Here is a 22,748-nt window from a genome sequence, read left to right on the forward strand (position 1 = left end):
CGCACAGCTCCGCTCGCTACCGGTTTTTGGAACCGGCGCCGGATCGGCTTCGCGGATTGGAGATTCTGCGGTCCCCCTTACTTCAAGAGGGCTGTATGCGAACTCAACGGGCTCCTGATATCTCGACTTTCTTAAAAATCTTTCCGCAAAATTGCAGGTTATTAGTTGGGGAGCAATCGAGGGCATTTTTTGTAGGTCGCGCTCGAGATTGATAGAGCGTCGTAAGATTAAGTGACTTTACCACATGGCTGTTTGGCCTACCTATCTGCGGGCAAGATTCCAATTCTGGCCAATTCTCGAAAGGAACCCGGAATGAGATTTAAGTTACTTTCTGCAGTTGTCGCGCTCTTCGCGGTTACCGCTGTTGCCGAAGCGGGTACGCCCGTTGCGCCGGCTCCGATTGCGGCAATTGCCGCCGATGGCACCGGCTCGGCTATTCAAGTTGATTATCGCTGCCGTCGCGGCATGGTCCGCACGCCGAGCGGTCGTTGCGTTACGGATCGTCGCTGGCGGGATGATCGTCGTGGATGGGATCGTCATTCACCACGTTATTATCGCGAACGGGACCGTGATCGCCGTTGGCGTCACGATCGCGACCGTCATCGTGATCGAATCTATATCGAGCCGCGCCGTCGTGGTCCGCACAACTAAAGAAAGCAAAGAGCAGCGATTTCGCTGCTCTTTTTTATACCGGCTCAGTTTGTGTGCCTGAAATAATGTCAATTTGCGGGAAAACATCCGGCATTATGGGCGCCAGCACATCAATGACGAGACCGCTTGGCGCGAAATTCACATCGCAATTGGCTTTCAATTCCCCGGTCAGTACGGAATAGAGCAGCCTTTGACCGAATCCGCGGCGTGCGGGGCGTTCGACTGTTGGACCACCACTTTCGACCCAGCACATGTGGAATTTCCGCTCCCCCTGCGTTTCGATGACATCCCAACTGAAGTGGACTGTGCCGTTTTCATTGGAGAGTGCGCCGTATTTCACGGCGTTGGTTGCGAGTTCGTACAAGCCAAGCGAAAGCGAAACCGTCACCCGGTCGCTCACCACAAGCGCCGGACCGTGCACGCGGATGCGATGACCGAATGTGCTGTTAAATGGGGCAAGGGCTGTTTCGCATATCTGATTGATCGTCGTCCCCGTCCAATCGTCCTTGAGCAGCATGTCGTGGGCCTGGCTGAGTGCTCGAAGCCTTTCGCTGAACAGTTCGTTGGCCATTTGGGGATTGGTAGCATTGCGCAAGGTCTGGTTGGCTATCGACTGTACCATCGCCATCGAGTTCTTGAAGCGATGCGATATTTCGCGTGTAACCAGCGCCCTATCTGCCTCGACTTTTTTACGTTCGGTGACATCAATGACGATGCCGAGAAGAGCAGGGGTTTTGCCGAGGAGAGCTTTGGCGCGGGTTTCGACCCAGCGCACCTGACCTAGCCTGTTGGTGATGCGATACTCAACTCTGAAAGGCTTGTTGGTGGCGAAAGATTCCTGAGAACGCTGGATCAGTGCCATTCGGTCTTCGAGCATCACCATTTCAATGATCTTGTCGTAGTTGACGGGTTCGTCGGGCGTCAGTCCGAAAATGCGCCTGTATTCTGCCGAGCAGCTAATTTCCCCTGTATGGTAATCCCGTGTCCAGAAACCGACATTAGCCACTTCAATGATGTATTGGAGCTGATCGAAACTACGCTGCATTTCGATTGAAAGCGTTTCGCGTTCTTTTTCAAGCTCAACCAGTTTGCCCAGTTCCAGCGTCACATCAAGCTGCGATGAAACGAAGTGATGAAGCTCACCTGCGTCTGTTTTAACCGGGGAGATATGAAGCCGGTTCCAGAATGCTTCACCTGACTTTTTGTAGTTGAGGATATCGATATCGACAGACTGTTCGGCTTCCATAGCCGTCCGGACGATCTCGATATGTTTAGGATCTGTGCCTGGGCCTTGAAGGAACCGGCAATTTTTTCCGATGATTTCGTCGGCTTCATAGCCAGTAAGGTTCTGGAATGCCTTGTTTGCAAAGATGATCGGATTGTCTGGCAGGCGCGGATTTGTGATGAGCATTGGCATGGGCGTCAGTTCAACTGCCGCCGTGAAAGGGTTCGCTTCCTGCGAGAAGGACGCTCCCAACACTTTTACGGACGGCTGTACTCCTGCTGCCAATGCAAAACCCCACTCGCTAAAAACACTTTACCAGCTGCCCTACTTCACGCAAGTTATCCCATTGTCGCTTAATTTGCTAACAAAAATAATGGAATAGCCTGAACGAAATGCCATCCTGTTCGTTAAGCGATAGATAAAAAGATCATACTTCGCGAGGCAATAACTAGGTGAAAATAAGGTGCGCACATAATTGCCCGCCGATATTCAGCGTGCATTCATAAACGGATAGCAATAATGGCATCATTGAAATGGAGAAGCACAGGATGAACACCTTCAAAAAGATGATGGTCGGTCTTGTCGGTGCGAGCTTTCTGATCGGCGCAATGGTTCCGGTCTCGGCTGCGCCTGTCATGCCGACTGCGCCTGCCGCAAGCCCGACGACTGGCAACGAGAATGTTCAGCAGGTTCGTGATGACCGCTGGCGTCGCGGACCGGGGCATGGACATTGGGGTGGACACCGGCCTGGGCCTCGTCCGGGTTGGCATGGCCGTCCTTACCGTCCGGGACCGGGTTATTGGCACGGCTACCGCGGTGATCGGTACTATCGTCATGGCTATCGTCGCCACAATGACGGGTGGTGGTATCCGCTTGCAGCTTTTGGCGCAGGAGCAATTATTGGTGGTGCGATTGCAGCTCCGCCCCCGCCCCCTCCGCCAGTCTATCGCGCGCCGGCCTATGGCTACAGCAATGCGCATGTCCAGTGGTGCTACAATCGTTATCGCTCCTATCGGGCCTCGGACAATAGTTTCCAGCCATATAACGGCCCTCGCCAACAGTGTTATTCGCCATACTGACGGTGGGAAAATGCAAAGAAGCCGCCCTTTCGGGGGCGGCTTTGTTTTTGTGGAATAAGTCTAGCAACTGTATCTATGAGTAATTGTCATCCATATCAGCGCATTCTAAAAGGCGATCGAGGCGGAGTTTCGGGGCGCACTTGTTGAATCGCTATCGGTCCCGCCATTTCACTAGCGAGCGCCAGAGGAGACGGGATGCGCCAGATTTTACCCAAAGCATTGGCCGGTGTAATTATACTCGGAATACTGAGCGTAGTACTTGGCTCATGGTACACGATTGACGAAGGTGAGCGCGGCGTTGTTTTGCGCTACGGTGCAGTTTCCGGCGTCGCACAGCCGGGGCTTGGCTTCAAAATTCCGCTGATCGATTCGATCATACGCATATCCGTGCAATCCAAGGCTGCGATTTACAACAGCATGGAAGCTTATAGCCGCGATCAGCAACCTGCCACGATGAACCTTTCCGTCAACTATCGTATTCCACCGGATCGTGTGGAAGAAGTATACGCGACCTATGGCGGCGAAGACGGCCTCCTGTCACGTCTTGTCGAGCGGCGCGTCTTTGAGGAAAGCAAAACCGTTTTTGGCAAGTTCAATGCTGTGACGGCCATTCAGGAACGCAGCCGTCTCAATCAGGAGATAGCGGAAGCGATCCAGAATAGCGTTCGCGGTCCCGTCATCATTGATACGGTACAGATCGAGAATATCGATTTCTCGGATGCCTATGAGCAATCCATCGAACAGCGCATGCTGGCGGAAGTCGAGGTGCAGCGTCTCCGTCAAAATGCAGAACGTGAAAAGGTGCAGGCTGAAATCACCGTTACACAGGCAAAAGCACAGGCCGATGCGCGCCGGGCCGAAGCCCAGGCCCAGGCCGATGCCGTGCGTCTTCAGGCTGAAGCCGAGGCTGAGGCGATACAGGTGAAGGGTGAAGCAGAGGCAACAGCCATCAAAGCACGTGGCGATGCACTTCGCGATAATCCGGGTCTCGTCGCATTGACGCAGGCTGAACGATGGGATGGTCAACTGCCAAGCACGATGCTGCCAAATGGAGCAGTTCCTATGCTGAACCTGAACAGCTCTCAGCCGCAGCAGAAATCCCCTGACTACTGATATGGTCGAGCAAAAGACCAGCGCGGCGCTTATCCGCCGCGCTGGTCATAGCCTTCGACGTTTTCCCCATCCATTTTCTGACGTAAGTGCTGCTTGAGCGCCTTGATCTTGTCTGTGTCCCAGCCCGTTACGCCGGTCACTTCCAACCACGCGTCGACGTAGTGTTCCGGAGCGTAGACATGCCCATGTCCCATCGGTGTGGTCGTCCCAAAAGCCATATCGAGTGCCAGCTGAAGCATGGTGACGACGGGATACCATCGCAATTCCGGTGAAACATCCGGGCCGCGCGGTTCGTGCATCCAGTCAGGCTGTCGATAGAGCGACCGGCTTTCAAAGAACGTCACCGGGTCGCTGGCATATTGCAGATAAACCACGCGCATCGGCCCCCAGCGTGTTCCGTTTCCGGGCGCTTCGCCGTTCTGATTCATGAAACGTGCAAAGGAACCGTCGCGGAAAACCGGCAGCCATTCGGGTGTTCCTGGGTTCCTCCGCCTGGTCATGGCTTTCCAATCGCGGCTCGGGAAGGGGGGGCCGCTCCAGAGAGCACCATTGATCGGATCATCGAGCATTTCAAACAGTTCGGCCGAAACCTCGGAGTTCATTGCACCGAGGCTCAAACCATATAGATACAGGCGAGGGCGCTGGTCGTGTGGTAGCTCTTTCCAGTAGTTGTAGATGGTAATGAACAGGGCCCGCGACGCCTCTGCTCCATATTCTGGTTGAAAAAACAGCGACAATGGACTGGAAAGATAAGAATATTGCATGGCAACGCTGGCAACATCGCCATTGTGCAGAAATTCCAGTCCGTTCATTGCTGCCGGATCTACCCATCCTGTGCCTGTTGGCGTGATAACGACCAGTACGGAGCGCTCGAACCCTTTCTGTCGCTTGAGCTCCTCAAGCGCGAGTTTCGCCCGTTGTTCGGGCGTGTCAGCTACTTGTAGCCCAGCATAGACACGTATTGGATCAACAGCCTTCTCGCCTGTCAGTGCCATGATATCCGCTGCAACAGGACCCGAGGCAACAAATTCACGTCCAGCCCGTCCAAGTTCGTTCCAGTGTAAAAGTGAAGCAGTGCTACCGGTCGCGTTCGGTGCCGTTGGTTGCGGACTATCCGGCTCGATCAGAGCATCGTATTCTCGAAACGAACGGTCCAGAATCTTGAAAGTAGATTGGATGAGCAGACCGTTGGCGATGGTCCAGATGAGCACGACCGTGATTGTGACGCCCAGGACATTTGCTACGCGCCGCGGCATGATGAGTTGCACTTTTGCCGAGACGAATCTCCCCAAGCGGATGAGGAGACGAACCAGAATCAGCAGAACCAAAAATGTCAGCACTGCTAAAGCGGACACACTTGTTGGATATGCGCTAGGCACGGGTTCCATGTTCATGACTGCGCGAACTGAGTTCTGCCAACCAGCGGCGAAATAAAGCGCTGCAATAACCACCGCAAAACAGACAACGCTGACGACGAGATTGACCCGGCTGCGCAACCGATTTCGAGGTTCGGGCAATTCTAAATATTGCCACAGCCACCGCCACAGTACGCCAATGCCGTAACCGGCTCCGAAGGCGACCCCTCCCAGTATTCCTTGCATGACGTAGGTGCGTGGAATGAGGCTTGGTGTCAGTGCAGCAGCGAAGAACAGCGTGCCGAGTGCTATGCCTACGCCGGACAAGGAGCGTCGGAAATGAGAAAATGCCTTGGTGGCCAGAGACATGAAACACCGTGCTGTTAGATTATTCCAATGAAACTAGCTGTAGCATGGACTGGCGGCAAGGTCCGACATAGAGAAGCAGAAGCTGGATAATCTCGTGTCGGGGCGTCTCGCGATTCAGAATCATATTTTCTCCGAGGGCGTTCAGTGCTCAAACGAGCCTGGAAAGTGCCTGTTTACCGTCATTACGAAGGCGCGGCGCGGCATGTGGTGTTCCAGGCCCTTAATTTTTTGAATTTATCTTGGAGAAACCTGATTTTATGGTGTTGACCAATCAACAAGCCGCCCTTATGTTCCGCCGCACTTCCAGGGGCGATTTGCTCCTCTTGGGAGCGCGTAGCTCAGCCGGTAGAGCAACTGACTTTTAATCAGTAGGTCCAGGGTTCGAATCCCTGCGCGCTCACCACTTCTCCAAATCAGTTTACTTCACCTTTGCCGCAGTGACTTTACTCCGTAAGAATGTCATGAGCCATTATGACCTTGCGTAGAAGAATTATTGGCGACCGGTCGGATACAGCCCTTTGGGTCGTGTCGTTGGCGCTTGTTATTCTTCTGCAGGGGCTGGTAACGGCATATGCGCAAGCGTCCATGGCTGCGTGGAGCGCCGGTCCTTCGTCCGTGATCTGTTCGCTTCATTCGACGCAGACTGATGACGACGCTCCTCTGAAAGACCTCGCCAGGCATTGCTGTTCGACCTTGTGTCAGGCAGCCTGCGCTATCGGAACCGGGCTCATGGAACAGCCGGTCACCATGTCTTTCGATTCCATTGTTGCGAAAGACACGGTTGCATTTCCTCTGGCTGTTCGTGCGCCACCTGGTCAGTTTGTTACTGTTACGCAGGCCAGAGGTCCACCCGTTCTGCACGATCTTTGAAAAACGACGCCGCCGCTTCGCGACGGCAATTTCATATCGTTTGGAGATATCAATGCAAAATCATCGTCTTATCGTGGTGAGAGCGGCTGGCTACACAGGCAATTTCACAGATCACGCGCTACACTTCCCTCTCTGTTCAGGAGGGTTCCGTGACGGATACGCTTCTTGAAGGAAAAGCTGGCATACATGCGCAGTCAAATGCCGCGAGTTCTGCGAGCATCGGCTTCCACGCCTTCGTCGCCCGACTTCATTTCTATGTCGGTCTGTTTGTCGGTCCTTTTATTCTGATAGCAGCCGTGACGGGCACACTTTACGTGCTGACGCCGCAGCTTGAAAACTACATTTATCGTGAGCAGTTGCGCGCCGCGTCGCTTGGAACCTTGCAGCCACTGGCAGAACAGGTGAAAGCGGCGGAGGCATTTATAGGCGAGGGCCCGAAACTTTTCGCCGTGAGGCCTTCGACCGCTCCGGGCTGGAATACACGGGTCATGTTCAACCAGCCTGAACTGGGAGAATCCGAAAGTCGGGCAATTTTCGTCGATCCTGTCACGCTGGCCGTGAAAGGTGATCTCGTTGCCTATGGCACAAGTGGAACATTGCCGTTTCGTGCAGCAATCGACTATCTGCACCGCAATCTAATGCTCGGGGATTTCGGGCGTTATTACAGCGAGCTTGCTGCATCCTGGCTCTGGATCGCAGCGCTCGGAGGTGTGCTGCTTTGGTGGTGGAAACGGGACATCCGGCGAAAACAAAAAAAAGCGAAAAACATACACCTGAAGACTCGTCGTTTTCACGGTCAGGTCGGAATCTGGATTGCTGTCGGGCTTTTATTCCTCTCGGCAACCGGTATGACCTGGTCACAACTGGCTGGTGGAAGAATTGACCAGTTCAGAGCTGGGGTAGGCTGGACTACGCCTTCGGTCTCGACCGCTTTGAACAAGGTGAACGAATCCGAGCAAGGACATGACGCACATCAAGGCCACGGTTCTATGCCGATGTCGTCCGGCACGGGGGATGTGAAGAATTATGTCCGGCAACTGGATGTTGTGTATCTGGCCGCACGGCAGGCAGGAATCGATTCATCCATGGTCGAGATCCGACTGCCGCGTTCATGGGATCAAGGCTGGGTGGTACGTGAATACGACCGTTCCTGGCCGACACACGTAGATACTATTGTTCTCGATCCAAGGAATATGAGTGTTATCAGCCGTGCGGATTTTGAAACCTTCCCGATCATCGCAAAATTGATCCGCTGGGGTATCGATCTTCATATGGGCGTGCTGTTCGGGGTGGCCAATCAGATCGTGATGGTTGCACTTGGCCTTTCGCTCATTGTGATGATTGTCTACGGCTACCGCATCTGGTGGCAGCGACGCCCGCCTGCCGGATCAATGCCGAGAACGTTGATCGCCAGCTGGTATCGCCTCTCTGTCGTGCAGCAAATCGGGGTTGCAGTGGCTTCTGTTACTATCGGTTGGACTTTGCCGCTGGTCGGAATCAGTCTGGTTGCGTTCCTGATGATTGATTTTGTGCGCTGGCAATTCGCTGGTCAAAAGCCTGCTGTTGGCTGAAGCATCAAGCTGACGCCCGCCAAGGGGGCGTCAGTTCCGGTTGCCGTCAACTAGCCGGGCGTGGTGGCAGTCCGGCACGGGCTCGCATCTTTTCCAGAAGGCTGGCGGCAATAGGTTCATAGTTTTCATCGAAATGATGACCACCAGCCAGTTTCATGACTTCCATGCCCTTCAACTCGGCTGCAGTGCAAGCGGTATCATCTTCTTCTTCGCCATAGACACAAACCACACGATCGAGCGGGATCGTCGATATGGCCGGAACGACGTCCTTGTCGCCGTCCATTCCGAGCCAGCCCTCGATGGAAACCTGGAACGTCGTCGTCGTCTCGACGCCGAGGAGCCCAATCATTTTCGTGCGGTCCTGTATGGCTGGCCCCAGAAATTTCCACGCAAAAGGGAATGTATCGGCACCGAATGAATAGCCCAACACCGCGACCGGCAATTTGTTCGTCGGGTCGGCCTTCTTGATCATGGCCGTTGTGTCGTTGGCTATTTCTTCCGGTGTCCGTTCCGACCAGAAATAGCGCAGCGAATCCACGCCGATCACATGGACGCCATGGGCCTGCAACCATTCCCCAATGGATTTGTCGAGATCACGCCAGCCACCGTCTCCCGAATAGAAAACCGCAACCATATCCGCTTTTCTGCCTTTGGCGGGAAGGTCAACGATAGGCAAGGCTTCGTTCTTGGCATCCTGATCTGCCATAGCTACGACATTATCGACGGCCATTTTCAGACGCACGGGGAATTCCGGAGCGGATTGAAGCACGGCGACATTTTCCTGGCGAGCTGTAACCGGATTGTTGACCGGCGATCCCGCCGGTCCGATCACAAGAGCTGGGGCTGGAATTGCTGCATTGAAGCCATAGGTGAAGCCTCCATCAGGAGCTTTGACGGCGTCGGCCTTCTCCGTGCACGAAGGCAGACGGGTTTTGGCTGGAGCCGGATCAAGCGACACGGCACCGGCAATGGTCGCATCGGGCGAATCCGAGGCTGCCGCATAAGCGATGGTCGCGCCTTGTCCAATACCTGTCAGAACGGGATGAAAATAAACGCCCAGATCGAGCCCGCGTAACGCTTCCTTGGCGATGGCTTCGAAATCGGAGTCCAGATAATTGCACTCGCCGTCTTCCTTATCGAGGGCGGCGCGCCAGGGGCCGAGGTCGACGGGCAGGACGATCAAATTCCGGGCAAGCATCGCATCCATGAAATTTTTTTCCCGGTCACCAACGCCACCGTCGTCGCTCAACAGAATTGCCAAGCCGACGGGGTCGTTCTTCGGCATATAAACCGGGATATTGGACAGCCTTTCGGCGCTGGCGTGAATAACCGGTTCGTCGGAATCGGTGATTTTTGTCCAGAGGCGGGCAATTTTGCCTGTGTGCATTGCACCATAAACGCCCGCGGCAGCCAACAATGCCAGCCCAAGCAGAGTAAAAAGAACGCGTCGTTTCTTCATTTGCGGATGAACTCCAGAGGGCTGCCATTGATAAGAGTGGTGGCATCGAGCAGGGCGCGTGGTGTTTCCAGTCCCCCCGGGCAAACCATGTAGTGCGGCGTCCAGACTGGATCGAATTTTTCTTTGAAAGCTTTCAGGCCGTCAAAATGATAAAGGTCGGCACCACGCTTGTAGATGAACGAACCGAAGCGGTTCCAGCGCGACGCCAATCTGCTGCCGCTCAGGCCAGAAAGAGGAGCAGCGCCGAGATTGAACCACTTGTAGCCTTCCTCCTTACTGGCCATCAGTAATTTTGCAAAAAGCGCGTCCATCATGAGTTTGTGCACATTGGGCATATAGCGCATGAGATCGACGGTGATTTCATACTTGTCCGCACCGCGCCACATATTGGCGAAAGCCACGATTTCTCCGTCACTTTTCAACACCGCCACGTCGAAACGTTTCATGTACTCGTCATCAAAGTAACCGAGCGAGAAGCCTTTTTCGCTGCCGGACTTGAAGTCGAGCCAAGCGTCAGAAATCTCGCGCAGGCGCGGAACGAGCGGTGGCACATCCGCAGCCGGAATGATTTCAAACGTCAGGCCATCCTTGTCGATCTTGCGATCGGCATAGCGGAATGGCTGACGACGTGGACCCTCGAGAGAGAAGTTGGCGAGGTCAACACGGGCAACTTCGCCAAGCTTAAGCGCAGTCAGCCCCATATCCAGAAACAGGGGCAGGCTTTGCGGGCCAACACCGTAGAAGACAGTTCGCAAGGCAAGTTTGTCGGCGAGCCCGTGAAACGACCAAGCAAGCTCCTTGCCTGTCTGTGCGTCGCCGATGGGGTCCCCAAGCGCGATCAGACTGCCTCCTGATTGCGCGTACATGACGAAGGCGCTCTTGTCGGCTGCGAGAAGAAATTGTTTGTCGCCCAGAAGAGCCAGAGCGGCATCGGTATGCGGCCATTGGGCGACGAGAGCTGGCACGGCATCGGGTATCGAATAATCCACCTTCCGTCTGCGGTGTCCAGTTCTGTTGATAATCGAATAAAGGCCGACTGCGGCGACCACTGCAAAGACAAGAACAGTCGCCCGTAGGAACCGCGGTGCATTGCCATTCCAGGCGAAATCCCACCAGAGATCGTTGGAATATTCCACGTGGCGATAAACGAAGAAGCCGAGCCATGTAGAGACGAGCACCGTCGTGCCGACAGTCGCAATCCAGTTCCAGCTCAAGTCGAACGGCCCAGAAATCGGTCGGCGGTAGAACGAGTCGCGGAAACCCCAAAGCGTGAAGGCGAAAATGCAGAGGATGGTTGCTTCTTCCCAGTCGAGGCCTTTGGCCAGAGAAAACGCAGCGCCGCTCAGGAGAAGGATTTGTGCGGCCACCCAGGCGCGTGCAAGCCGCTTCGACAGGCCGCGCGCAACGATGAGCAGCGCTACACCGACCAAGCTGGCGGCAAGATGCGACATCTCCATCAACGACTCAGGGACGATGTCAGAAAGCAGTTTCACGCGGTAGCGGAGGTCCGGCGTTGCACCAGAAACAAGAAGAATGATGCCGCCGAGAAAGATGATGCTGGCAGACAGGCTGGGGATGAGTGGCTCGACCAGACGTTTGGCGAAGCGCGCCTGCTTCCCGAGCATATGGCGACGACGCATGATCTCCCATACGAGAATACCTGCCGTCGCCACAACGAGCGGCAAAACGGTATAGATAAGCCGGTAAGCAAGTAGACCCGCAATCGCATCCGGCTTCCCGCCAAGGCCGAGACCCGCAATGATCGTTGCTTCAAATGCGCCAAGACCACCCGGGGCATGACTGGCGATTCCCAATACGATGGCGATGACATAGACCAGTGCGAAAACAGCAAAGCTTGGCACTGCGTCGGCAGGCATGAGGACATAAAGCGTAGCGGCTGCGGCGCCCACATCCACAAGTCCAGCAAATATCTGGGTCAACGCTCCTTTGGAGTTGGGCAGACGCAGACTGAACGAACCAATCGTAAAACTGCGTTGTCCATGCGACAGCCAGTAGATCAGCCAGCCGATGCCGCCCAGTATAACGATGCCTGCGACAATATCGATTCGGGAATCGATGGCGGACAGCCACGGAACATCCTGCGGGTCGATGAGAAGCGCGGCACCAACCATGATGATCAGTGCGAACCAGATCGCGAACCACGATGTTCCGACGATCTTGCCGATATCGGCAAGACTAACGCCTTCGGCAGCATAGATACGATAACGCAGAGCGCCACCGGTCAGCAGGGAAAAGCCAAGTGCATTGGAGATCGCATAACCCGCGGCGCCTGCAACGGCAGCAAGGCGACGCGGTATCTGATTGGGCGCAATCGTATCGACAGCCACGACATCGTAGAGGGCGACGGCGGCATAGCTTAAAGCCGTGAAGAACACGGCCAGGCAAAGCGTCTTCCATGAGATGTTGTGGAAGGCAGCGAGTGTTTCCGTGCGAGATGTGTGCTGGAGCAGGTTTTCCAGCACATAAATCGCAAGTAAAGCGATTGCGATGCCTGCTATCGGGAACAGAAAATGTTGGTATCGCTTGAACCAGCCGGAATGTCTCGTCGACGTTGCAGGTGGTGTTGAAGGCACGTCATCATCAATAAGGCTCATAGGAACATCGTCCGGTTGGAGCAATATATTATAAATCGCGCAATGATCTCGATTTAGGGCGAACTTGTGTTCGAGCGAGATGCCGCATTGAAAATATTCAAAGTAGAGCAGAAGTTGGTCTATATAAGCCAGCGGTTGGGCCAGACCGCAAGTGATTTGATGAAGTGAAAGAGGTATTGGTGCTCGATATTTCATATATGACCGCAGCCGGAGCCGGTGCGTTGTCGTTTCTGTCACCCTGCGTCCTACCGCTTGTGCCACCCTATCTGTGTTACATGGCGGGCGTGAGTGTTGAGGATTTCCGTGCGGAGAAAGCGACAGCGGTTGTGGCAGCTCCTTCTGCTCGCCGTTCGCTGGCGTTTGCGGCAATCTGTTTTGTTCTCGGTTTCACGACTGTTTTCGTGGCACTTGGCGCGGGCGCTTCGTCGATAGGAGCTTTCCTGCGCGCATGGCAGCAGGAGATCGCCATCGTTGCCGGTGTCGTTATCATATTGATGGGGCTGAACTTCCTCGGCATCTTGCGCCTGTCGTTCCTGTCCCGCGAAGCGCGCTTTCAGGCACGTAATGCTCCCGCATCGCCGCTTGGAGCCTATATTATGGGCCTCGCATTCGCCTTCGGCTGGACACCGTGCATCGGACCTGTTCTTGGACCGATCCTGACACTTGCGGGTGGCAGCAGCACAGTCGGTGAGGGCGCTCTATTGCTGGCGACCTATTCGCTTGGCCTTGGTATTCCGTTTTTGATTGCTGCTCTTTTTTCTGGCGCATTCATGCGGTTTCTTTCGCGGTTCCGAGTGCATCTCGGCAAGGTGGAGAAAGCCATGGGCGCGCTTCTGGTCGCAGCAGGTGTCTTGTTCCTGACCGGCGGCATGCAATCCTTCTCATTCTGGCTGCTTGAAAATTTTCCGGCGCTTGGACGGCTGGGTTAGAGTTCGAGGGCAATCCGTAAGTTTTCATAGACGCTTTGATGTTATGAGCGAAGATCATCTCAATTTTTCTGGACCACACCATGACAGACCGTACCTGCCTTTCCATCGTACTTGCTGCTGGCGAAGGCACACGCATGAAATCCAGCTTGCCGAAAGTGCTGCACGCGGTCGCGGGCCTGCCGCTGGTCTGCCATGTGGTCAAAGCCGTGCGGGGGACAGGCAAGAGCGATGTCGCGCTGGTCGTCGGACGCGGTGCAGAAGACGTGCGCGGCGCGGTTGAGAAAATCGCAGGTCCGGTTTCAGCCTTTGAGCAGACGGAGCGTCTCGGTACGGCTCATGCTGTGCTTGCTGCGCGCGAGGCGATTGCAAATGGCTATGACGATCTGCTGATCGTGTTTGGCGATACGCCTCTGATTGAAGCGCAGTCACTGCAGGCCGCGCGTGCGCGCCTGGCCGATGGCGCTGATATCGTTGTGATCGGTTTCCGCCCGGCCAGTCCGCACGGCTATGGCCGCCTGATTGAAGATGGTGACCAGCTGGTCGCCATCGTAGAGGAAAAGGAAGCGACGGACGCCCAGAAGCAGATCGGTTTCTGCAATGGTGGTTTGATGGCCGTGCGGGGTAGTCACGCTCTGGCGCTGCTGGACGCGGTTGGCAACGACAATGCCAAGGGCGAATATTACCTCACCGATATTGTTGCCATCGCGCATGACAAGGGCCTCAACGTAACGGCTATCGAAGTGCCGGTCGATAACGTGATCGGCATCAACAACCGTGCAGAACTCGCCGAGGCGGAAGCCATCTGGCAGAACCGCAAGCGCCGCGAGATGATGCTGGCCGGTGTGACGCTGATCGCGCCGGAAACGGTGTTCTTCAGCCATGATACGCTGGTTGAAGCTGATGTCATCATCGAACCGAGCGTGTTCTTCGGTCCGGGTGTACATATTGCAACGGGTGCGCTCATTCATTCCTTCTCGCATATGGAAGGCGCGAATGTTGGTCCAAGCGCGGAAATCGGGCCTTTTGCACGTCTGCGTCCGGGTGCAAAGCTTGGTGAAAAAACCAAGGTTGGCAATTTCTGCGAAGTGAAGAACGCCGATGTGCGCAAGGGCGCCAAGATCAATCACCTGACCTATATCGGTGATGCGACCGTCGGTGCTTCCAGCAATATCGGGGCAGGGACGATCACTTGCAACTACGACGGTTACAACAAGTATAAGACGATCATCGGCGAAAATGCCTTTATCGGCTCCAATTCTTCTTTGGTGGCACCGGTGGAAATTGGCGATAACGCCTATATCGCATCCGGCAGCACGATCACCGACAATGTTCCGGCTGATGCGCTGGCTTTTGGTCGCGCGCGACAGGAAACCAAGGAAGGCCGGGGAAAGATCCTGCGAGAGAAGTATGCCGCCATCAAAGCGGCTAAAATCTCATTGAAGTAAATCGACTATCAGACGACCCGGGTGAGGATGGCCTGGCTTGCCGTTCCGCCCTAGAGTCTTTAAACCGGCTGGCAAAAAGCAAGCGACCCAGATCTGGAGCACCCTATGTGTGGAATTATTGGTATTATCGGCAAGGATGAAGTCGCGCCGCTTCTGGTCGATGCTCTGAAAAGGCTCGAATATCGCGGCTACGATTCCGCCGGTATCGCCACCCTGCAAAATGGCAGACTTGATCGCCGCCGTGCCGAAGGCAAGCTCGTCAATCTTGAAAAGCGTCTGGCCGGTGAGCCGCTTCCGGGCGTGATTGGTATCGGTCATACGCGCTGGGCAACCCATGGCAAGCCGGTGGAGCGCAATGCGCATCCGCATATTACCGAACGCCTTGCGGTCGTTCACAACGGCATCATCGAGAACTTTGCCGAACTGCGCGCAATGCTGGAAGCCGAAGGCCGCAAGTTCCAGACTGAAACCGACACCGAAGCCGTCGCGCATCTGGTGACGCGTGAGTTGGAAAAGGGCAAGTCGCCGGTTGAGGCGGTGCGAGATTGCCTGCCGCTGCTTCATGGCGCTTTCGCACTCGCATTCCTGTTTGAAGGCGACGAAGAACTGCTCATCGGCGCTCGTCAGGGGCCGCCACTGGCTGTCGGCTATGGCGATGGCGAAATGTTCCTCGGCTCCGATGCGATTGCGCTGTCGCCCTTCACCGACACCATTGCCTATCTTGAAGATGGCGACTGGGCTGTACTGACCCGCAAGGGCGTCACCATTTATGACGAGAGCAACAATCAGGCCGAGCGTACGATCCAGAAGACGCAGACCGCCAATATGCTCGTTTCCAAGGGCAATCATCGTCACTTCATGCAGAAGGAGATGTTTGAGCAGCCGGAAGTGATTTCTCACACGCTTGCCAATTATCTCGATTTCACCACCGGCAAAGTGCGTCAAGAGGCTATTGGCCTCGATTTCAGCAAAATCGATCGTCTGACAATTTCAGCCTGCGGTACGGCCTATTATGCCGCATCGGTCGGCAAATACTGGTTCGAACAGATCGCTCGCCTGCCGGTCGATAGCGATATCGCATCGGAATTCCGTTATCGCGAAATGCCGCTGTCGAAGGATTCGCTTGCGGTTTTTGTTTCGCAATCCGGTGAAACGGCGGATACGCTAGCGTCTCTGCGTTATTGCAAGTCGCAAGGGCTGAAGATCGCGTCCATCGTCAACGTGACCGGCTCGACCATCGCCCGCGAATCCGATGCCGTGTTCCCGACGCTGGCCGGTCCGGAAATTGGCGTTGCCTCCACCAAGGCATTCACCTGCCAGCTTTCGGCCATGGCATCGCTCGCCATCGCTGCCGCCAAGGCGCGCGGCGCGATTGACGATGCCCGCGAACAGGAACTGGTGCGCCAGCTTTCCGAGGCGCCGCGTTTCCTCAATCAGGTGCTGAAGCTGGAAGACCAGATCGCTGCGGTTTGCACTGATCTCGCCAAGGTCAATCACGTTCTTTATCTGGGTCGTGGCACGTCTTTCCCGCTTGCCATGGAAGGCGCGCTGAAGCTCAAGGAAATCTCCTATATCCACGCAGAAGGCTATGCTGCGGGCGAGTTGAAGCACGGTCCAATCGCTCTGATCGATGAGACCATGCCGGTCATCGTCATTGCGCCGTCCGACCGTCTTTATGAAAAGACTGTCTCCAACATGCAGGAAGTCGCGGCCCGTGGCGGACGCATCATCCTGATCACTGACAAGAAGGGCGCTGAAAGCGCTAGCGTCGACACGATGGCAACCATCGTCCTGCCGGACGTGCCGGAATTCATCACGCCGCTGGTTTATGCCCTGCCGATCCAGATGTTGGCCTATCACACCGCCGTCCTGATGGGCACGGATGTCGATCAGCCGCGCAATCTGGCAAAATCGGTTACAGTTGAATAAAATCAGTCTATTACAAGATTAGCTTTATAACGTGATTGAAGTGGCCACGTGAACGGCCATTTTGCTACCCAGCTCTCAAGAGCCTGATCGCCTCGTCGCGTCCGAAGAGATAGAGCAGCACGCGCAGCGCCTGTCCGCGTTCGGATTCCAGATCGGGATCGCTGGTCAAAACATAGCGCGCATCCTTGCGGGCGATTTCCAGAAGATCGCCATGGGCTTCGATGGAAGCGAGGCGGAAACCCGGCGTGCCGGACTGGCGGGTGCCGAGCAACTCGCCTTCGCCGCGCAGTTTCAGATCTTCCTCGGCGATGCGGAAACCGTCTTCCGTCTCGCGCATGACCTTCAGTCGCGCCTGACCGATTTCGCCCAGCGGTCCCTTGTAGAGCAGGAGGCAGGTCGATGGCTTGTCGCCGCGCCCCACGCGCCCGCGCAACTGGTGCAGTTGCGACAGGCCAAACCGTTCGGCGTGTTCGATCACGATGATGGTTGCGTCGGGCACGTCCACGCCGACTTCAATAACGGTGGTGGCAACCAGAAGCCGCGTTTCGCCTTGCTTGAAGGCGCGCATGGCTTCGTCCTTTTCGGTCCCATTCATGCGGCCATGGATAAGGCCGATCCGGTCGCCGAAGACGGATTTGAGGCTTTCGAAACGCTCTTCCGCCGAGGTCAGCTCAACAAGCTCCGATTCCTCTACCAACGGGCAGATCCAGTAAATTTTCTGCCCTTCCAGCACCGCTTTGCGGATGCGCTCCACCAGTTCGCCCATGCGCTCCATCGGCAGGATTGCCGTGGTGATTGGCTGGCGCCCGGCTGGCTTTTCGGTCAGCTTGGATACGTCCATATCGCCGAAGGCGGTCAGAACCAGCGTGCGCGGGATCGGCGTTGCCGTCATCACCAGCATATCGGGGGCGGAGCCCTTTGCAGTTAGCATCAGACGCTGATGCACGCCAAAGCGGTGCTGTTCGTCGATGATGACCAGAACGAGGTCGTGATACTCGACCTTTTCCTGAAACAGCGCATGCGTGCCGATGACGATATCAATCTCGCCGCTTTTCAAGCCTTCCAGCACGGCATTGCGGTCTCGGCCCTTTTCGCGGCCCGTCAAAAGCGCGGCTTTCAGCCCGGCTTTTTCGGCAAGTGGCGCGATGGTTGCAAAGTGCTGGCGGGCAAGCACTTCGGTCGGAGCCATCAGGGCGGATTGACCACCGGATTCCGCAGCATGCGCCATGGAAAGCAGACCCACGACGGTTTTGCCGGAGCCGACATCGCCCTGCAAAAGCCGGAGCATTCGTTCCGGTGATTTGAGGTCTGTGATGATTTCACGAACGGCCTGATCCTGCCCTTGGGTCAGGCGATAGGGCAGGTTGCGCATGATTTCGGTCATAATGCGCCCGGTGCCTCCCAGCGGCCGCCCCGAAAGCCTGCGTGTCTTGGCGCGCACGAGGGCAAGCGCCAATTGTCCGGCCAGAAATTCATCATAAGCAAGCCTGCGCCGCGTAATGCCTTCAAGTGCAATGTCGGAGGGATCTTCCGGCTGGTGCAGGGTATTAAGCGCGTCCTGAAAGCTTGGAAAACGCTCGCGCGCCAGCAAGGGGCCGTCGATCCATTCCGGCAGCGGTGGAACACGCGTCAGCGCTTCCTTGATCGCACGCCCCAGTGTTTTCGGCGACAGACCGGCTGTCAGCGGATAGACCGGCTCGACCATCGGTAGATTGGCGGCGTCTTCGAGGCTCGCAATATAATCGGGATGCACCATGGAGGCGCGCCCGTTGAACCACTCCACCTTGCCGGACACGATGACGGTTTCGCCTTCAGGCAGCATCTTTTGCAGCCACGGCAATTGCGCATGGAAGAAAGTCAGCGCAATCTCGCCGGTATCGTCATGGGCAAAGACGCGATGCGGAACATTGCCTCTGCCGGGCGGGGCGGGCTGGTGCTGATCAACGACCACTTCCAACGTGACGATAGCGCCTTCCTGCGCCAGCGCAATGCCGGGACGGTTGCGCCGGTCGATGACGCTGTTCGGCGGCAGGAACAGAAGCTGGCCGACTTTCGGTTCCGCGCCGGGCCCATCGGTGCCCAGAAGTTTACCAAGCAAAACCGCAACTTTCGGGCCAATGCCGGAAAGCGAACGGACGGAAGCGAAAAACGGGTCGAGCGAAGATGGGCGCATGGCTCAGACCATTAACTGCTTCGCGGTCAGGTGCAAGTCTGCGTCATCATCTTTTCGTGCTCTTTTTGTTCTTGTCTGATAAACAGGTTCCCTGTTCGGTCCCAGATGTTATATACCGGCAGCGATTTTGATAAATGGAGCAGTTCCGACATGACTGGCAGCACACTTGCGACGGGAAATCTGGATGTACGGCGTCGCAAGCTTTTGTTTCGTGCCTGGCATCGCGGTATGCGCGAGATGGATTTGATTCTGGGCCAATATGCAGATGAGTATATTGTCAGCTTCACCGATCCCCAGCTGGATGAGTTCGAACAGATTCTGGAAGTGCTGGATCGTGATCTTCTTAAATGGGTGACGGGTGAAAGCCCTATCCCCGCAGAACATGACACGCCGCTGTTCCGCGATATCGTTGCTTTCCGTGACCGCATAGAGTTTTAAGAAATCCATGCCCGTTTTCAGCAAATTTGGTCTCAAGCCCAATACGGATACGAAGGCCGGACGTCACATCGTCATCGACGGTGTTGCCGATGGCTTCGAGGCGTTCTGTCTCGCGCGTCTGGTGGACGAGATCGGTGAACGCGGGCCACTCATGTATATCGTGCGCGACGGGCAGCGCATTGCGGATCTGGAGCAGGTGTTGGGCTTCGTCGCGCCAGACCTGCCGGTGCTGCATCTGCCCGCATGGGACTGCTTGCCCTATGATCGCGTATCGCCCGGTGCCGACGCATCGGCGCGCAGACTGACCGCGCTCGGTGCTCTGGCGGCGCTCAAGAAAACACCGCATCCGGCCATCGTTCTGACGACGGCCAATGCCGTGCTGCAAAAACTGCCGCCACAAGCGGCCATTGCCGAACAGGTGATTTCGGCGCGCCCCGGTAACCAGCTCGACATGAACGATCTGGCTTCGCGGCTGGAGCGCAACGGCTTCGAGCGTGTGTCAACCGTGCGCGATATTGGCGAATTTGCCGTGCGCGGCGGTATCCTCGATCTTTACGCACCGGGTGCGGAAGAACCTCTGCGGCTTGATTTCTTCGGCGATACGCTGGAAACGATCCGCGCTTTCGATCCCGCTTCGCAGCGTACGACGGGCACACGCAAGGAATTCGTTCTGCAGCCGATGAGCGAAATCACGCTCTCGCCCGACATGATCAGCCGTTTCCGCAAGAATTACGTGGCGATGTTCGGCGCGCCGCAGCGTGACGACGCGCTGTATCAGGCGATCAGCGAAGGCCGTCGCTTTGCCGGTATGGAACACTGGCTGCCGCTGTTTTACGATCATCTGGAAACTGTTTTCGACCATGCTGGCGGCATGCCGGTGGTGTTTGATCATCTGGTGCATGAGGCGCTGACCGAGCGCCACACCATGGTCGTTGATCACTACGAATCCCGGCTGCGTCAGGCGGAAGGCAAGGAAGCAGGCAGCGAGGCCGTTCCGTATAAGCCGGTCAAGCCGGAAACCCTTTATCTCACGCCGCAGGCGGTTGAAGATGCCGTCCAGGCGAGTGGGTTGCGCATCGACCTCACTCCTTTTGGCGCGCCGGGAGTATCGAACCGCACCATCGTTCATGCCGATGCGCATAAGGGCCGCAATTTCGCCGAGGAACGGGCCGCAACCGATGTGAACTTGTTCGAAGCAGCAGTGAAGCACATCGCCGATCTGCGCGCCTCCGGCAAAAAAGTGCTGGTTGCTGCCTGGACGGAAGGCTCGCTCGACCGTCTGTTGCAGGTTCTCGACGAACACGGGCTGGAAAAGATCGAGACGGTTGACCGACTTTCAACCGTCAAGGCTTTGTCGCGCGACAAGGTCACCGCTGCGGTACTGGCCGTGGAAAGCGGTTTTGATGCCGGCGATCTCGCAGTCGTTGCTGAACAGGATATTCTGGGCGACCGTCTTATCCGCCGGTCCAAGCGCCGCAAGCGCGATCAGGACTTCATTTCAGAAGTGGCTTCGCTGACGGCTGGCGATATTGTTGTCCATGTCGATCATGGTATAGGGCGTTTCATCGGCCTCAAGACCATCACCGCAGCGGGCGCCCCCCACGACTGTCTTGAAATCCATTATGCGGGTGATGACAGGCTGTTCCTGCCGGTCGAAAATATCGAGCTTCTGTCACGTTATGGCTCGGAAGGCTCCGAGGCCGTTCTCGACAAGCTTGGCGGTGGCGCATGGCAAATGCGCAAGGCCAAGCTCAAGAAACGACTGCTTGAGATTGCAGGCCATCTGATCCAGATCGCCGCCGAGCGCCAGATGCGCGGTGCGCCGGTGATGACGCCGCCGGATGGGCTTTATGCGGAATTCTCCGCGCGCTTCCCATATGACGAGACCGAAGACCAGATGACGGCGATCGAAGCGGTGGCTGACGATCTTGCAGCTGGTAGGCCGATGGATCGCCTGATCTGCGGCGATGTCGGCTTCGGCAAGACGGAAGTGGCGCTGCGCGCGGCCTTCATCGCCGCGATGTGCGGCGTTCAGGTTGCGGTCGTCGTGCCAACGACGCTTCTATCACGCCAGCATTTCAAAACCTTCTCGAAGCGCTTCCATGGTCTGCCGATCAATGTCGCGCATGCCTCCCGTCTTGTTGGCACGAAGGAGCTTGCGACTACCAAGAAAGGTCTGGAAGAGGGCACCGTCGATATTGTCGTCGGCACCCATGCGCTGCTCGGCAATTCGATCAAATTCAAGAATCTCGGTCTGCTCATCATCGATGAGGAGCAGCATTTCGGCGTCAAGCACAAGGAACGGCTCAAGGAGCTGAAATCCGACGTGCATGTGCTGACCCTGTCGGCAACACCAATTCCGCGCACCTTGCAGCTTGCACTGACCGGCGTGCGCGAACTGTCGCTCATCACCACGCCGCCGGTGGATCGCATGGCGGTGCGCACCTTCGTTTCGCCGTTTGATCCACTGGTCATTCGCGAAACGCTGCTGCGCGAGCGTTATCGCGGCGGCCAGAGCTTCTATGTCTGCCCGCGCATTTCCGATCTGGGTGATATTGAAGAGTTTCTGAAAGAGCATGTGCCGGAACTGAAAGTCGCCGTCGCGCATGGTCAGATGGCGCCGGGCGTGCTCGACGATATCATGAACGCCTTCTATGACGGTCAGTATGACGTGCTTCTTTCCACGACGATCGTGGAATCCGGCCTCGATATTCCGACTGCAAACACGATGATCGTGCACCGCGCCGACATGTTCGGTCTGTCACAGCTCTATCAGCTGCGCGGCCGTGTCGGACGCTCCAAGCAGCGCGCTTTCGCACTCTTCACGCTGCCGGCGGGCAAGATGTTGACGCAGATGGCGGAACGTCGCCTGAAAGTGCTGCAATCGCTGGATACGCTTGGCGCAGGCTTCCAGCTTGCCAGCCACGACATGGATATTCGCGGCGCGGGCAATCTGTTGGGCGAGGAACAGTCGGGCCATATCAAGGAAGTCGGTTTCGAGCTTTATCAGCAGATGCTGGAAGAAGCGGTCGCGACGCTCAAGGGTTCCGGCGAAGTGGAAGATAGCCAGTGGTCGCCGCAGATCGCCATTGGCACGGCGGTTATGATCCCGGAAGCCTATGTGCCGGATCTGCAATTGCGCCTTGGCCTTTATCGGCGCCTTGCCGATCTGGAAGAGCCGCAGGATATCGACGCATTCGGCGCAGAACTCATCGACCGCTTCGGCCCGATGCCGGAAGAAGTGCAGCATCTGCTCAAGATCGTCTATATCAAGGCGCTTTGCCGTCGCGCCAATGTCGAGAAGCTGGATGCCGGTCCGAAGGGTGTCGTCATCCAGTTCCGTCACGCGACGTTCAACAATCCGGTCGGTCTGGTGAAGATGATCGGCGAGCAGGGCTCTATGGCCAAGATCAGGCCGGATCAGAGCATTGTGTTCATCCGCGACTGGCCGACACCGGAAAAACGCCTCAACGGCGCTGCCGTTATCATGACTCAAATGGCGAAAATCGCGGCGGGCTAACCCGCCG

Annotated in this window: 15 protein-coding genes and 1 tRNA gene; 11 read left to right on the forward strand and 5 right to left on the reverse strand. The window is 56.3% G+C overall.

Translation table 11 applies throughout. The annotated features are described in order from the left end of the window. The first annotated feature begins 312 nt into the window (after positions 1 to 312). Positions 313 to 651, forward strand: a complete 339-nt coding sequence (locus tag CQZ93_RS19870) for a hypothetical protein (RefSeq protein WP_105544282.1) — start codon at positions 313 to 315, stop codon at positions 649 to 651. Between the two features lie 34 nt (positions 652 to 685). On the opposite strand, the gene CQZ93_RS19875 is transcribed toward CQZ93_RS19870, so the two are convergent. Continuing rightward, positions 686 to 2,161 (reverse strand): HWE histidine kinase domain-containing protein, encoded by a 1,476-nt coding sequence (locus CQZ93_RS19875; RefSeq protein WP_105544283.1) that lies wholly within the window; start codon positions 2,159 to 2,161, stop codon positions 686 to 688. A gap of 263 nt (positions 2,162 to 2,424) precedes the next feature. On the opposite strand from CQZ93_RS19875, the gene CQZ93_RS19885 reads away from it, so the two are divergent. Next, positions 2,425 to 2,955 carry a BA14K family protein gene (locus tag CQZ93_RS19885; protein WP_105544285.1) on the forward strand — a complete coding sequence of 177 codons (531 nt, stop codon included), beginning with the start codon at positions 2,425 to 2,427 and terminating at the stop codon, positions 2,953 to 2,955. Between the two features lie 195 nt (positions 2,956 to 3,150). Continuing rightward, positions 3,151 to 4,068, forward strand: coding sequence for a prohibitin family protein (locus tag CQZ93_RS19890; protein WP_105544286.1), 918 nt, complete (start codon positions 3,151 to 3,153; stop codon positions 4,066 to 4,068). Positions 4,069 to 4,097: 29 nt separating this feature from the next. Here the strand turns inward: CQZ93_RS19890 and CQZ93_RS19895 are convergent, their stop codons facing one another. After that, entirely contained in the window at positions 4,098 to 5,792 is a 1,695-nt protein-coding gene (locus tag CQZ93_RS19895; RefSeq protein WP_105544287.1) for an alpha/beta hydrolase, read from the reverse strand. Positions 5,793 to 6,119: 327 nt separating this feature from the next. On the opposite strand from CQZ93_RS19895, the gene CQZ93_RS19900 reads away from it, so the two are divergent. From CQZ93_RS19900 to CQZ93_RS19910, 3 genes are all read left to right on the forward strand, one after another. Then, positions 6,120 to 6,195: transfer RNA gene (locus CQZ93_RS19900), tRNA-Lys, on the forward strand. A gap of 68 nt (positions 6,196 to 6,263) precedes the next feature. Next, positions 6,264 to 6,662: a hypothetical protein gene (locus tag CQZ93_RS19905; protein ID WP_105544288.1), complete on the forward strand. Its 399-nt coding sequence runs from the start codon at positions 6,264 to 6,266 to the stop codon at positions 6,660 to 6,662. Between the two features lie 149 nt (positions 6,663 to 6,811). Beyond that, a complete protein-coding gene (locus CQZ93_RS19910) occupies positions 6,812 to 8,233 on the forward strand; it encodes a PepSY-associated TM helix domain-containing protein (protein ID WP_105544289.1) in 1,422 nt (473 codons plus the stop codon). A gap of 46 nt (positions 8,234 to 8,279) precedes the next feature. Here CQZ93_RS19910 and CQZ93_RS19915 read toward each other — a convergent pair whose 3' ends face one another. Continuing rightward, on the reverse strand, positions 8,280 to 9,692 hold the full coding sequence (locus CQZ93_RS19915) for a virulence factor family protein (RefSeq protein ID WP_181153440.1): 1,413 nt from the start codon (positions 9,690 to 9,692) through the stop codon (positions 8,280 to 8,282). Beyond that, entirely contained in the window at positions 9,689 to 12,307 is a 2,619-nt protein-coding gene (mprF, locus tag CQZ93_RS19920) for a bifunctional lysylphosphatidylglycerol flippase/synthetase MprF (protein ID WP_181153441.1), read from the reverse strand. The genes CQZ93_RS19915 and mprF overlap by 4 nt, the downstream gene beginning before the upstream one ends. A gap of 179 nt (positions 12,308 to 12,486) precedes the next feature. Between mprF and CQZ93_RS19925 the strand changes: the two genes are divergently transcribed. From CQZ93_RS19925 to glmS, 3 genes are all read left to right on the forward strand, one after another. Further along, positions 12,487 to 13,236: a cytochrome c biogenesis CcdA family protein gene (locus CQZ93_RS19925; RefSeq protein ID WP_105545236.1), complete on the forward strand. Its 750-nt coding sequence runs from the start codon at positions 12,487 to 12,489 to the stop codon at positions 13,234 to 13,236. An 80-nt stretch (positions 13,237 to 13,316) separates the two neighbouring features. After that, a complete protein-coding gene (gene glmU / locus CQZ93_RS19930) occupies positions 13,317 to 14,681 on the forward strand; it encodes a bifunctional UDP-N-acetylglucosamine diphosphorylase/glucosamine-1-phosphate N-acetyltransferase GlmU (RefSeq protein WP_105544290.1) in 1,365 nt (454 codons plus the stop codon). Between the two features lie 105 nt (positions 14,682 to 14,786). Next, positions 14,787 to 16,610, forward strand: a complete 1,824-nt coding sequence (gene glmS / locus CQZ93_RS19935) for a glutamine--fructose-6-phosphate transaminase (isomerizing) (RefSeq protein WP_105544291.1) — start codon at positions 14,787 to 14,789, stop codon at positions 16,608 to 16,610. Between the two features lie 64 nt (positions 16,611 to 16,674). Here the strand turns inward: glmS and recG are convergent, their stop codons facing one another. Beyond that, positions 16,675 to 18,783: an ATP-dependent DNA helicase RecG gene (gene recG / locus CQZ93_RS19940; RefSeq protein ID WP_105544292.1), complete on the reverse strand. Its 2,109-nt coding sequence runs from the start codon at positions 18,781 to 18,783 to the stop codon at positions 16,675 to 16,677. Positions 18,784 to 18,933: 150 nt separating this feature from the next. On the opposite strand from recG, the gene CQZ93_RS19945 reads away from it, so the two are divergent. Next, positions 18,934 to 19,221, forward strand: coding sequence for an FAD assembly factor SdhE (locus tag CQZ93_RS19945; protein ID WP_105544293.1), 288 nt, complete (start codon positions 18,934 to 18,936; stop codon positions 19,219 to 19,221). A gap of 7 nt (positions 19,222 to 19,228) precedes the next feature. Next, positions 19,229 to 22,741 carry a transcription-repair coupling factor gene (mfd, locus tag CQZ93_RS19950; protein WP_105544294.1) on the forward strand — a complete coding sequence of 1,171 codons (3,513 nt, stop codon included), beginning with the start codon at positions 19,229 to 19,231 and terminating at the stop codon, positions 22,739 to 22,741. Positions 22,742 to 22,748 lie beyond the last annotated feature (7 nt).

This window comes from Ochrobactrum vermis (assembly GCF_002975205.1).
In the GTDB taxonomy this organism is placed as follows: domain Bacteria; phylum Pseudomonadota; class Alphaproteobacteria; order Rhizobiales; family Rhizobiaceae; genus Brucella; species Brucella vermis.